Here is a 12,952-nt window from a genome sequence, read left to right as displayed (position 1 = left end):
ATGAAGTTGAAAAACTATATGGTGTTAAATCGGCTAAGAAAAGCGGTTTAAAGATCGGCTTACTAGCGAGCAACCCTGACTTATACAGTAACCGCCGTATAATCGAAGCTGGTGAACAGCGCGGTCATGAGATGGTATTCTTAAACATCAAGCAATGTTATTTAAAGCTTGATGCTTCTGAGCCTGAAGTACATTACCGTGGTGGCCGTATATTAAACGACCTCGATGCGGTTATTCCGCGGATCAGACCAAGTATGACTTTTTACGGTTGTGCGTTAACACGCCACTTTGAAAGTCTGAATATCATGGCGCTTAATACTTCTGATGCGATAACACGCTCAAGAGACAAACTATTCTCTTTGCAGTTATTGCAAAAGAATAACTTAGATATTCCTACCAGTGGATTTGCAAATTCACCTGTTGATACTAAAGATCTAATCGATATGGTTGGTGGTGCACCACTTATCGTTAAGCTACTTGAAGGTACTCAAGGCAAAGGCGTTGTACTTGCAGAAACGACAAAAGCAGCTGAAAGTGTGATTAATGCTTTTAAATCGTTACATGTAAATCTATTGGTACAAGAGTTTATCAAAGAAGCTCAAGGTAAGGATTTACGTTGCTTTGTAATCGACGGTAAGGTTGTTGCTTCTATCGAGCGTACAGCGGCTCCTGGTGAGTTTAGAGCTAACATTCATCAAGGTGGTAGTGCATCTATCGTTTCGGTAAGTGCTGCTGAGCGCCAGTTAGCACTTAAAGCGGCTAAGACAATGGGACTTCGTGTTGCCGGTGTTGATATTATCCGTTCAAGCCGTGGACCACTTTTACTGGAGATCAACTCATCGCCAGGACTAGAAGGTATTGAGTCTGCTACTGGTATTGATATTGCTGGTGCAATGATTGATTCAATAGAGAAGAAGTTAGGTTGGAAGCCTGAATAATTAGCATCCAATAACGACTTAATTAAAAGCGTTATGTCTCAGACATAGCGCTTTTTTTTCATCCAATATCCGCATGCTTTTTGTGGCATTCTGCAATAAGTTTACCTTCATATAACAATCATTACTTTGGTGACCCATAGCTGGCTTTAGATGAACAGGAATAATGAAGCAATGACGATTATGCTAGGTTAAAGGCCGCCATTTTGAGTAAATTTTTTTACTCAAATAGTACTTTGTGCTACTTTTATTACTTACTTTTTTTCTATGGAGGAAATTGTGAAGTCCACAGTAGACAAAATGTTAGTTAAGCATGACAAGCTCGTTCATTCAGAAGATGTTAAAGTTTGTTCCCATACACAAAGAGCTAAAGATGACTGGGTCATTCACACTGTCATGATTGATAACTGTGATACTCCTTTTACGTTCAGGCGAACCAAAAAATATAAGAGTTTGAGCGGTGCCCGTGTAAACATGACTTATTATCCAGACAAGCAGGGGGTTGCTGGCTTCGAAATGGATATTTTTAAAGTCGTGAGAATAAAACGAAGTTAACCCTGGAACGTGTCTTTGTTGATAATATAGCCATTAAGCCAACGTACAGCGTTAGAAAGTTACTATTTACCCCAATAGCCTAATAGCAGGGCAAACTTTACAGGGGTAAATATGCATTCCACTAGACAACAAGCTCTTCAATGTCAGGCTTTTGAGCCGCGAGTGATTACTGAAGACAAAGTGACAAGTCTCACATTACTTATTCATGCATCAATAAGGCTTACTCAACGAGCCTTATTGATGCGTTATCACAATTTAGACCAAATATCAGCGCTTACACTTCTTAGTCATAAATCTGAAGCTCTAGAGTTACACCGTGCAGTGTTAAATACTGGAATGGGTGATAGCGAGAAGCACATACTAATTAGCTATATCAATCAAAATATCGAAGTAATAGATGAAGCTATTGGATCTAGTTCAACAAAAAAACGGAAATTTATCTAAACTCTCCTTTTCCTGCTCTTATTGCACACAATGGACTTATGGGGTTTATGTCGACATCAATACGCGCCGCCCCATAAAACATGCCAAAATTCGAAATTACGCTTGTTATCATTCTTAAGTGTTAATCATGCTTACATAAATCAGGTGACGTAGAGTAATTGTTTTAAAAGTGTTATTTTTACCCCTAAAGGATTATGGCAAAGGAACTGTATCCCGTGGCGACTTTCCCCAAAGGTGACCAAGAACAGCAAAAACCTAATACAATCAGTAAATCTCCATTCCTACGATTTGCGCCTTTAACTATCCTCTCAATGCTTATGTTATTGGTATTAATTCTCTTATTAACACCAATGTACCCAAACGGCATTGGAGCCTCATCTTATAATACGCCCAAAAGCACTATCGCACTCGTGATAGCGAACTCCAAAGCATGGAAACCCTTTTCTTACCTTGATGATAAAAATGAGCCCAGAGGTTTGCTAATTGATTTATGGAAAGAGTTTGGCGAGACTAATCAGATAGAAATTCAATTTCTTTTATCTGATTGGCAAGAATCTATCGATAATGTACGGCTAGGTAAAGCCGACATACATGCTGGCTTAGTATGGTCAAATGATAGGGCGAGGTATTTGGACTACGCTAATAACCTCGCTCAGCTAGAAGGTCAACTATTTGTAGAGCAGTCTTTACTTAGCGATAGTTTAGATTCAATTGTAGAGCACACAACGCTAGGCGTGATCGAAGGAAGCTATGAAGATAACTTCATCCGTCAAGCTTACCCAAAAGCTAAATTTATCCGTTTTAAAAATAATGAGCAGATGATTGAAGCGGCTTTACGTTCTGACATCAACGCCTTTGTAGCTGATTTTCAAGTTGCAAACTTTTATTTGTATACATCAAACAGGCAAAGTGCTTTTGCACCTGTCCAGCATCTTTATACCGCGTCAGTTAAACCCGCTGTAGCAAAAGGGAATGAGGTACTGCTTAATTTTGTTAAGAATGGATTTAACCGCGTAGAGCAGGACACTTTGAATCGTATTCAGAGGAAATGGTTGCATGTTGAAACGGTATACCCGAGTTACTTACTGCCACTACTGATAGTTTTATCGTTAAGCATGATTGCGATTTACGTTATACAGCTTAAAAGAACCGTCATGCTGCGAACTAAAGAACTCTACTCGGCAAATCAGGAATTACAATTATTGGCGAAGAAAGATTCATTAACGGGTATCGATAATCGACGTGCTTTTATGAGTGAGTTTGAACGTCAAAATAATATTAGAAAAACTAGTATTACGCTATTACTGTTCGATATCGATGGATTTAAAGGGGTTAATGATACGTTTGGCCACCAGGTTGGTGATCAAACGATTATAGAAATCGTCAAAAGAGTGGAACTAACACTTTGTGGAAGCGCTGTATTTGGCCGTGTAGGAGGCGAAGAGTTTTGTGTTTTTTTGACTGGGCTTAACGAAGAGCAAGCAGAAGCTTTTGCTAATACGATACAAAGATGTATTTCAGAGGCGAAGGTAGATAGCGATGCTGGACAGTTAGTTATTACCGTTAGCCTAGGTGCCATTTATTGCAAGAACGTTGATATAGATTGCACTTACTTGATGAATCAAGCCGATCTACTTATGTATAAAGCGAAAGGTAATGGTCGTAATTGTTTCGAGTTCTCAAGTATATAACAATAAAAACCCAGCATTCGCTGGGTTTTTATTACAACATTCGAATTACTTAGCAGACATAAGTGCAACTGCATTATCTAACATGCGGTTACTGAAGCCCCATTCGTTGTCGTACCATGCCATTACTTTTACTAGACGACCGTTAACGCGAGTTTGAGTTGCGTCAAAGTTTGAAGAGTATGGATTATGGTTAAAGTCGATTGATACCAATGGCTCGTGGTTTACAGCTAACACTTCACTCAATGGAGCAACAGAAGCTGCTTTCTCAATGATGGCGTTGATCTCTTCAACACTTGTGTCACGTGCAGCCACGAAAGACAGGTCAACGAGTGACACGTTAACAGTAGGTACACGTACTGCTAGTCCATCAAACTTACCAGCAAGCTCAGGAACAACAAGACCTACAGCTGCAGCAGCACCCGTCTGTGTTGGGATCATTGACATTGCAGCAGCACGAGCACGGCGTAGGTCAGTGTGGTAAACGTCAGACAAACGTTGATCATTGGTGTATGCATGAATCGTTGTCATAAGACCTGATTCAATACCAATTTCATCATTTAACGGCTTAGCAAATGGAGCTAAACAGTTAGTAGTACAAGACGCATTTGAAATCACAGTCATATCGCTGGTGATAACATCGTTGTTTACGCCGTAAACAACAGTTGCATCCACATTTTTACCAGGAGCAGAAATAAGTACTTTCTTTGCGCCAGCGTCTAAATGTGATTGAACAGATTCTTTAGAAGTGAAGATACCAGTACATTCAAATACCACGTCGATATCTAGCTCTTTCCAAGGAAGCTTTGAAGGGTCACGCTCTTGGAAGGTAAGGATTTTATCTTCGTTAACAAAAATAGCGTCATCAGTATGCTCAACTTTAGCGTTAAAGCGTCCATGTACTGAGTCGTACTTAGTTAAATGAGCGTTGATTGAAGCGTCACCTAAATCGTTAAGTGCAACGATCTTGATAGGATAGTTCTTCTCGCTTTCATATAGAGCACGTAGAACATTGCGGCCGATACGGCCATAGCCGTTAATTGCAACTCGGATAGTCATCTCATATCCCTCAGGTAAATGTTTAAAAGTATCTGGTAGTAAAATTACCAAACTGACAGCTATCGTCAAGTTATATCGGCTATAAAAGCCACTTTGTCAGCGTAATTTAGGTAATTTTTTTACACATGTCGCGATTCCAAGCAATTATTGCACAAATGTACAAAAAACTTGAAACTTGGCAAATATATTGCCAGAACTAAATGATAGTTAAATGTCAGCTTATAATGGTAAATAAGCTTCATTCATATCTTTATCAAGTAGTTTCTTTAATTTACTCTTTTGATAACTTCCAGATTGTAGTTGATCTGCAAGTATTAACGCGTCTTTATCTAATTTGCGCTGCAATCTTTTATCACCTTTCAGCAACGCCAGCATTTGCTCTTCGGAAAAATTAGCCTCAGTTAATTCAATATTTGTTTTAGAGAGCCAATAATCGATTTCTAACTGGTTTTCTTGTCGATAGAGTGTCGCTAAAGCAAGTAACCAATCAGGGTTAAAGTTTTCTTCAGTACTGCCATCGAGCACCTCAGTATAGAGCTGCTTAGACTTAGCCTGGTTTATTCTAAGATAGTAAGAAGCCAACTCTGCTTTTAATACTATATCGGTAATAGCTCCGCGTTCCTCTGCGGCAAACAATATTCTCTCGGCCTGAGGATCATTAAATCGAGACCAATGATAGTAGGCGAGGTGAGGGTCATTACTGCCCTTAGTGGTTGCTTCCAGCTCAGCTAATGATTGTGAACTTAACCCAAATGCTCTAGCACGATCATTGGTTCGCTCAGGATGCAAAATATGTTGAACTCCAGCTGCCAATTCAACACATTTATTGTAACGTTCTAAATATAACAATTGCTCATAAACTAGCTTACCTGAGGGCTCCGGTGTACCTTTCAACTTGAATCGATTACGGATCAGGTCACCTTTTTCGAAGCGACACCAACTATCTTTGTGCAAATCGGCACAAAGTTCGGGATTTTTGTTACAAATCACCTGAGTATTTGTAGGTCCTTCACAGCCAAAAAGCCCCAAAAAAGCGCTAATTCCTAAAAATGATGTAAACATTACAAAGTTTTTGTTCAAACATGGCTCCAAGCGGACTTTTTTCTAATAAAATTACATTGTTAACGAAAATTTCTGACTAGCCTGAAAGCTAACTTTTCATTACAATGGCGCCGACCAAACGGGGAAAGAACCCTAATATAACGTTAGATTATTGGTCTTTTCTTTTTGTTACTCAAACATTTCTAATTAAAAAATTGGAAAAGTGAGATAAAGGATCTGTTAATGAGCGCTGATAAACACCTACAAAGTTGGCAAGAACGTTTCGAAATGGCAGAGGCTATGCAACCTCTACTTGGTAAATTATATCGTAACCAAGGTGTAGAAGTCGTCGTCTATGGCAAACCTCTGCTAAATGCTTCTACAATCGAAATCATTAAATCGCACCGTTTAGTGCGTCGCCATGTTGGTGAAAAACTGAGATTACGTGAAAGCTTTCCATTTATCGAGGCTTTAAGTAAGTTAGCGGTAAAACAATGTAAAGTTGATATCGGTAAACTGGCAGTCAATTACTGGCGCGAGTATCAAGATGCGAGTCAAATAGAGGCTTATATGAGCCGCGAACTTGCAGATGCAATCACCTTAGAAGACACACAAGCAGCCAAAGATGTTGTGCTATACGGATTTGGCCGTATCGGACGCTTACTCGCTCGTCTTCTTATCGAAAGAACAGGTGTAAGCAATAAGCTTAGACTACGCGCAATTGTACTTCGTGGTGGCCGCAAGGGCGATTTAGAAAAACGTGCCAGTTTATTGCGTCGTGACTCTGTACATGGTCCATTCAATGGCTCTGTAGAAGTTGACGAAGAAAACAATGCAATCATTGCCAATGGTACCTACATTCAGGTTATCTACGCAAATTCTCCAGATGAAGTCGATTACACTAAGTTTGGTATTTCAAATGCACTTGTGGTTGATAACACAGGTATTTGGAAAGATGAAGCGGGTCTAGGTCTACATCTTAAGTCACCTGGTGCAAGTAAAGTGTTACTTACCGCTCCTGCAAAAGGAGCCATTAAAAATATCGTCTATGGTGTTAACGAGTCAGACATTCTTGACGAAGATACAATTGTATCTGCAGCAAGCTGTACGACTAACGCTATTACCCCAGTACTAAAAGCTGTTAACGATAAATATGGCATCGTAAATGGTCACGTTGAGACTATTCACTCATACACCAATGACCAAAATCTTATCGATAACTATCACAGTGCAGATCGCCGTGGTCGCAGTGCACCACTAAACATGGTCATTACTGAAACAGGCGCAGCTAAAGCAGTTTCAAAAGCACTACCTGTGCTTGAAGGTAAGTTAACAGGCAACGCTATTCGTGTTCCAACACCAAATGTGTCTATGGCTATCATTAGCCTTAACCTCGACGGTGAAACGAATAAACATGAAATGAACGAGTACCTAAAAGATATGGCGCTGCAGTCTGAACTGCAAAACCAAATTGATTACACTGATTCGACTGAAATCGTATCAAGTGATTTAGTCGGTTCACGTTACGCGGGTGTTGTGGACTCACAAGCGACTATTGCTGACGGTAACCGTACTATTCTTTATGTATGGTATGACAACGAATTTGGTTACAGCTGTCAAGTTGTAGGTGTGATGCAAAAAATGCTTGGTCTTAACTACCAATCATTACCTAATGCATAAATGCTAATTAGGATTAAGCTTAGATCGCGGATCTAAGTAACTAAAACGCCTCTATTTATAGGGGCGTTTTTTGTTTTAAGTATTATTGGTTGAAACGTACTAACAGTAATAGGTATAACTACAGGCTGCTCTGGGGTTTTAAAAACTCAGGTCTTAAAATACATTATCCTTAAAATAATAAAGTCATCACGATACTTATCGCCAATCAGTTAGAACGCGCGTTCGCCACCGAGAGTTTTACATTCCTGAGCTAATGCCATTAAGTTAAAGACAAGCCAATTAATTTACTCCGGTATTAAAGGCTCCGGTATTGACGCTAGTAAAGAAGCTAAAACCATGGCAATGCAAATAAATGTAGTCGAGGGCAGGTGAGTCGCTTTACCATTTTGACTATCTAATAAGCAAAAAGCTGCAATATTGTTTACATTGATTGATTTAACATCAAACAGTCATAAAAAAGGTTTTTCTCGATTGACTCTGACAACCAAATCGGTAGAATGCCATTCCGTAGTCAAGGGGAAGCAAACCAAGCAAGAACTTGAATACAGTTTAAATTGAAAAGCGACATTAGCTCAGTTGGTAGAGCGATACCTTGCCAAGGTATAGGTCATCGGTTCGAACCCGATATGTCGCTCCAATTTAAAGTTATGGCGCGATGGCAGAATGGCTATGCTGCGGATTGCAAATCCGTCGATCTCGGTTCGACTCCGGGTCGCGCCTCCATAACTTTATAGAGTTATAAAGAACAAGAGTTTGGTGAGTTTGACACTTAATCATTAAGAAGTCAGGCAGTATTGATACCGACAATACGTATCGTCAAAGTCAAAGAGTTTGCCCGTGTGGTGGAATCGGTAGACACAAGGGATTTAAAATCCCTCGCTGAATAAGCGTGCCAGTTCAAGTCTGGCCACGGGTACCAAATAATTCTCTACGGAGAGTTGCAGATAAGCCTCGACAATGTCGGGGCTTTTTTGTATTTCAAATTAAGCCCATTGAATGATGGTATACGATAAAATCTTGGCGTCCTCGCAGAATAAGCCTGCGATTCCTTTTGATAAAGCAGATCTGGCCGCGGGCACCATCTTTATATGAAGAGTAATCAAACCAGGCATTGAGCTGTTTTTTGCGCCTAGACTTTCAGTGAGTTCATACCCATCAACATAAAGCAGGGCGAACAGCAATCATTTAGCGCTTTGAGGTGCTCAATCACGCCCCCTCTACTCGTAAAGCCCCTATTAATGGCATTTGCATCCTCAACAGCGATGCAGTTTATTTTTTAGAGAAATAAACAAATAAGCTAATACTTTCTGTTACGCGCTTTCCGCTACGACTTCTTTGCACGGTAAAGCGTTACTTTAAGCTTTGATTCACTATAACGAATATTATTTACGCGTTCATTGTTTATATAATATCTGTTTAGTATGCGATTTAACCACTTGAATAAAATCAATTAATTACTTGTTGACTCATTTTTTAATTCTAGTAAAGTATGCCTCGTTCCCCGGTAAGAGGGAAACAAAATGGCGCGATGGCAGAATGGCTATGCTGCGGATTGCAAATCCGTCGATCTCGGTTCGACTCCGGGTCGCGCCTCCATAACTTTTTATAGTTATAAAGAATAAGAGTTTGGTGAGTTTGACACTTAATCATTAAGAAGTCAGGCAGTATTGATACCGACAATACGTATCGTCAAAGTCAAAGAGTTTGCCCGTGTGGTGGAATCGGTAGACACAAGGGATTTAAAATCCCTCGCTGAATAAGCGTGCCAGTTCAAGTCTGGCCACGGGTACCAAATAATTCTCTACGGAGAGTTGCAGATAAGCCTCGACAATGTCGGGGCTTTTTTGTGTTTCAAATTTAGCCCTGAATAAGCGAAAAGGGATTTATTTTTTGTAAGAGATGCCTCGCTGAATAAGCGTGCCAGTTCAAGTCTGGGCACGGGTACCAAATAATTCTCTACGGAGAGTTGCAGATAAGCCTCGACAATGTCGGGGCTTTTTTGTATTTCAAATTTAACCCTGAATAAGCGAAAAGGGATTTATTTTTTGTAAGAGATGCCTCGCTGAATAAGCGTGCCTCTCATTTGATAGAGCAGGTCTGGTAAGTGTACCATATTCATATGAAGAGTGACTAAACCAGCCATTGAGCTGGTTTTTTTTACGTTTAAATTTTAGCTTCAGTAAATCACTCTGAAACATGCATCAAGCGACAAGCGATTTATTTTGATACGAGATCCCCTCAAATTCAATAAAGTAGGCCGGGCTGCTCTTTTTATAAAGCAGTACAGGCCAGGACACAGCCTTCTTATAAAGAATAAATAACCAAACCTGTATTAAATAGGCCTAAAAAAGCCCTAACGAGTAGGGCCTTATAAAGATTGAGATTAAATGCATTTAGCGGGTTTCGGTAGGCCGGCTATTTTGGTTGCCTGCTTGGCGGGACCAACGGGGAACAGGGTATAGAGATACTTAGAGTTTCCCTTGTCAGCTCCAAGCTTAAGGCCTATTGCTTTGACTAATACCCTTATAGCAGGGCTAGTCTTAAACTCGAGGTAAAATTCTCGGACAAAGTTAATCACTTCCCAATGTGCATCAGTGAGCGCTATCTTTTCTTCCTCTGCAATGACTAGCGCCAATTCTGGAGTCCAGTCACTTACCGACTTTAAATAGCCTTGCGGATCGGTGTCTATCTGCTTTCCATTAAATTCTATCATTTTACCAACTAATTACTTTATCGTGCGTTAGACTAAGCGCCACAAATTCGTTGTAGTTTATCAGCTCTATCTCTTTTAAAAAGCGAGTAAGGCCCCGAGCATCGACATCTTCTTGCAAAGCAACACATCTATACTCAGATAATTGTGCTCGCCACGCTTGTTTGAGCAAACTGTTGACACCGTTGCCTGACAATAAGATGCAATCTTCTTTAGTTGCATAACGTAAGCATGTTTTTAGTGATGCACTCTGGTCAGGAGAGTGCTGTATTAGATGTAATATCATCAGAAAACAATTACCTCATCGACACCGGCTAAATGAGTGGAAATCTCTATGGCAGTTGAAATAGAAGCTGTAATTCGAAAATCTGTTTCAAGCAAACCCAATTCGTGCATCGACTCTTGGCATACTAATACAGTGTCTATATCGTAAAGGGGGAGTGCACCGAGTGTCGCTATATAGTCTTTACAACCAATAGATTCAGGATCTTGGTTTTTTAATAATGTTAACAGGCCTTCACCGGTAAATATAAGGCTAACTTCTTGTTCAAAACTGGCACTTAACAATGACAGATCAAGACCTTCTCGGCCGTGTGCTGTACCGTGAGGAGCCTGTTTAAAGATAATACAAAGTTTCTTCATGCACGCTCCTAAAAACAGATAAGCTTGTTAGCTTTCTCAATACCGGTAACTAACTCACCCAAACCACCCATAGTAAATGGAGCTTGCATATTCCAATGCTCTAAGCGGTTTTCTTTAGCCTCAGACTCAGATAATACACCACGGCGCAGCGCAGCAGATACACAATTGACCAAAGCGACACCGTGCTGCTCATGCAAGTCAATCCATGCTTGCTTTAGATCAAACTCATCACTAGCCGGACTATTAAGGTGATTAGTATTAAGAACGCCATCTTGGTAGAAGAAAATCTTTTCGACAATATGGCCGCTATCAACAGCCGCTTTAGCGAACCGATAGGCACTGTAACTCGAGGCGCTGCCGTAAGCTGCTGAGTTAACTTGGATAATAAATTTGCTCATGATAAAAAAAATGGCCCTGTAATAGGACCATTTTAACTCAATTAAATTTAATTGGTATTAGTCATCGCCGCCAATACCCATTAAATGTAGTAGAGCAATGAAAAGGTTCAAGAAATCTAAGTACAAAGAGATTGTCGCGCGAATGTAGTTAGTTTCGCCACCGTTAACGATTTTGCTTGTATCGTAAAGAATGAAGCCTGTCATTAATAATGCGATACCGGCGTTAAGCGCCATAAACACCATGCCGTTACCTAGGAATAGGTTAACGAGAAGGCCTACGACCATGATAACAAGACCGGCAATAAGGAAACCACGCATGAAAGAGAAATCTTTCTTAGTCGTAACAGCATAACCTGAAAGGGTGATGAAGATTACTGAGGTTAATCCCAATGCTTGCATGATCAATTGTGGGCCGTTGGCCATACCTGCGTAATGATTAAGGATATAACCTAGCGATGCACCTTGCATACCTGTAAAAGCAAACACCCAGAATAGACCCGCACTAGAGTCAGCTTTTCTTAGTGTTACAAATAAAAGCACTAAACTACCAAGTGATAGTCCAATAGACATTAATGGGCTGATTGCTAATGCCATCGCCAAACCTGCGCACACTGCAGAAAAAGCTAAGGTCATAGAGAGCAGCATATACGTATTTTTAAGCAGTTTATTTACCTCAACGGTAGTACTGCTATACGCGGTTTGTTGTGTCATATCTTTCATATCTTTCTCCGAAGACAAAATGTAAAGCTATCTATTTGAACATGAGTTAAACAAGGAGTTCCCTCACAGTCAAAATGAGAACCTATCGCTCGTTAAGTTATTGAATCATACAGCAGGCACAACAAGGTATAAAGCGCTTAGCGCATAAAAGACCTCAAGTTAAGCTTAGTTAATCGAGCCAATCCTTATGTAATTTTTCACTATCACCTAAATAATTAAGTACCCAGGCCATGGCTGGCGATTGATTAGTGGCGTTCCAGGCTAAACAACAAGGGCTGGTAAGCTTTGGGCGTTCAAGTTGTTTTTCAATAAGCGCGCCTGTTTTGATAAACGGGAATGCAAAATGCGCGGGCATATAACCAATACCAAGACCCTCTCTAAAACAATTAATCGCGCGGATCCAATCAGGTACAACAAGACGTCTTTGATTCTCAAGTAACCAGGTCATCCTTTTGGGGATTTCACGTGAAGTGTCTTCAAGACATATAGAAGGGTATTGCCTTAATTCATCGTCACTTAACGGTCTATCAATATTGGCCAGCGGGTGGTTTTTGCCAACAAGAAAATTCCATTCAATTTCTCCCATGTCCCTAAAATGGAAGTCTCCACCGACAGGTATAGCTGTTGTTGCACCAATTGCAATATCACTTCGTCCCGTTGCAATTGACTCCCAAACACCATTAAACACTTCGATGCGGATAATCAGCTCGACATTATCAAATGTACGGTAAAAGTCGGCGATTAAATTACTTATTTTGTCGGCCCTAACAATGTTGTCGAGGGCAATAGATAGGGTGGGTTGCCAACCATTTGCGACCCGAATCGTATCGGCTTTCATCACGTCTAAATCGGTGAGTAAGCTTCTTGCTTGTTTAACAAAGTGCTCTCCTGCAGGGGTTAAGCTCACACTTCTATGGTGCCTAATAAACAAGACAACCCCTAACTCTTCCTCAATTTGTTTAACCGCATAGCTTACGGCGGAAGGAACTTTGTGTAATTTATTGGCTGCAGCGGTAAAGCTACCTACACGGGCTACCATGTCAATGAGCTGAAGAGATTGTTCTGAAAGCATAGGTCACA

13 protein-coding genes and 5 tRNA genes are annotated in these 12,952 nt (G+C 40.4%); 10 read left to right on the top strand and 8 right to left on the bottom strand.

The window, feature by feature from the left end:
* Positions 1–53: 53 nt before the first annotated feature.
* The 4 genes from rimK to ACVBIU_RS01675 all read left to right on the top strand — a co-directional run bounded on the left by rimK (position 54) and on the right by ACVBIU_RS01675 (position 3,625).
* Entirely contained in the window at positions 54–938 is an 885-nt protein-coding gene (gene rimK / locus ACVBIU_RS01690) for a 30S ribosomal protein S6--L-glutamate ligase (RefSeq protein WP_447159365.1), read from the top strand.
* A 276-nt stretch (positions 939–1,214) separates the two neighbouring features.
* Positions 1,215–1,490, top strand: a complete 276-nt coding sequence (locus tag ACVBIU_RS01685; RefSeq protein WP_447159306.1) for a hypothetical protein — start codon at positions 1,215–1,217, stop codon at positions 1,488–1,490.
* Positions 1,491–1,601: 111 nt separating this feature from the next.
* Positions 1,602–1,934: a hypothetical protein gene (locus tag ACVBIU_RS01680; protein WP_447162737.1), complete on the top strand. Its 333-nt coding sequence runs from the start codon at positions 1,602–1,604 to the stop codon at positions 1,932–1,934.
* 194 nt (positions 1,935–2,128) lie between these two features.
* A complete protein-coding gene (locus tag ACVBIU_RS01675) occupies positions 2,129–3,625 on the top strand; it encodes a transporter substrate-binding domain-containing diguanylate cyclase (RefSeq protein ID WP_447162738.1) in 1,497 nt (498 codons plus the stop codon).
* Positions 3,626–3,670: 45 nt separating this feature from the next.
* On the opposite strand, the gene gap is transcribed toward ACVBIU_RS01675, so the two are convergent.
* A complete protein-coding gene (gap, locus tag ACVBIU_RS01670) occupies positions 3,671–4,681 on the bottom strand; it encodes a type I glyceraldehyde-3-phosphate dehydrogenase (RefSeq protein WP_447159303.1) in 1,011 nt (336 codons plus the stop codon).
* A gap of 219 nt (positions 4,682–4,900) precedes the next feature.
* Positions 4,901–5,761 carry a DUF2989 domain-containing protein gene (locus tag ACVBIU_RS01665; RefSeq protein ID WP_447159302.1) on the bottom strand — a complete coding sequence of 287 codons (861 nt, stop codon included), beginning with the start codon at positions 5,759–5,761 and terminating at the stop codon, positions 4,901–4,903.
* Between the two features lie 204 nt (positions 5,762–5,965).
* On the opposite strand from ACVBIU_RS01665, the gene ACVBIU_RS01660 reads away from it, so the two are divergent.
* The 6 genes from ACVBIU_RS01660 to ACVBIU_RS01635 all read left to right on the top strand — a co-directional run bounded on the left by ACVBIU_RS01660 (position 5,966) and on the right by ACVBIU_RS01635 (position 9,194).
* Positions 5,966–7,402 (top strand): glyceraldehyde-3-phosphate dehydrogenase, encoded by a 1,437-nt coding sequence (locus ACVBIU_RS01660; RefSeq protein ID WP_447159301.1) that lies wholly within the window; start codon positions 5,966–5,968, stop codon positions 7,400–7,402.
* Between the two features lie 561 nt (positions 7,403–7,963).
* A tRNA-Gly gene (locus tag ACVBIU_RS01655) sits at positions 7,964–8,039 on the top strand.
* A gap of 12 nt (positions 8,040–8,051) precedes the next feature.
* Positions 8,052–8,125 (top strand) — tRNA-Cys (locus ACVBIU_RS01650).
* 110 nt (positions 8,126–8,235) lie between these two features.
* Positions 8,236–8,321, top strand: a tRNA-Leu gene (locus ACVBIU_RS01645).
* A 603-nt stretch (positions 8,322–8,924) separates the two neighbouring features.
* Positions 8,925–8,998 (top strand) — tRNA-Cys (locus ACVBIU_RS01640).
* Between the two features lie 110 nt (positions 8,999–9,108).
* Positions 9,109–9,194: transfer RNA gene (locus ACVBIU_RS01635), tRNA-Leu, on the top strand.
* Positions 9,195–9,785: 591 nt separating this feature from the next.
* Here ACVBIU_RS01635 and ACVBIU_RS01630 read toward each other — a convergent pair.
* The 6 genes from ACVBIU_RS01630 to punR all read right to left on the bottom strand — a co-directional run bounded on the left by ACVBIU_RS01630 (position 9,786) and on the right by punR (position 12,944).
* Positions 9,786–10,115 (bottom strand): TusE/DsrC/DsvC family sulfur relay protein, encoded by a 330-nt coding sequence (locus ACVBIU_RS01630; RefSeq protein ID WP_447159300.1) that lies wholly within the window; start codon positions 10,113–10,115, stop codon positions 9,786–9,788.
* A 1-nt stretch (position 10,116) separates the two neighbouring features.
* Positions 10,117–10,398: a sulfurtransferase complex subunit TusB gene (gene tusB / locus ACVBIU_RS01625; RefSeq protein WP_447159299.1), complete on the bottom strand. Its 282-nt coding sequence runs from the start codon at positions 10,396–10,398 to the stop codon at positions 10,117–10,119.
* A complete protein-coding gene (gene tusC / locus ACVBIU_RS01620; RefSeq protein WP_447162739.1) occupies positions 10,398–10,754 on the bottom strand; it encodes a sulfurtransferase complex subunit TusC in 357 nt (118 codons plus the stop codon). The genes tusB and tusC overlap by 1 nt, the downstream gene beginning before the upstream one ends.
* An 8-nt stretch (positions 10,755–10,762) precedes the next feature.
* Positions 10,763–11,152, bottom strand: a complete 390-nt coding sequence (gene tusD / locus ACVBIU_RS01615; RefSeq protein ID WP_447162740.1) for a sulfurtransferase complex subunit TusD — start codon at positions 11,150–11,152, stop codon at positions 10,763–10,765.
* 57 nt (positions 11,153–11,209) lie between these two features.
* Positions 11,210–11,863 (bottom strand): Bax inhibitor-1/YccA family protein, encoded by a 654-nt coding sequence (locus tag ACVBIU_RS01610; protein ID WP_447159364.1) that lies wholly within the window; start codon positions 11,861–11,863, stop codon positions 11,210–11,212.
* A 178-nt stretch (positions 11,864–12,041) separates the two neighbouring features.
* Positions 12,042–12,944, bottom strand: a complete 903-nt coding sequence (gene punR, locus ACVBIU_RS01605) for a DNA-binding transcriptional activator PunR (RefSeq protein ID WP_447159296.1) — start codon at positions 12,942–12,944, stop codon at positions 12,042–12,044.
* Positions 12,945–12,952: the final 8 nt, after the last annotated feature.

It is taken from the genome of Shewanella sp. 30m-14 (assembly GCF_052977125.1).
The sequence above is the reverse complement of the archived record's forward strand: the minus strand, read 5'-3'. Positions and strand labels throughout refer to the sequence as shown.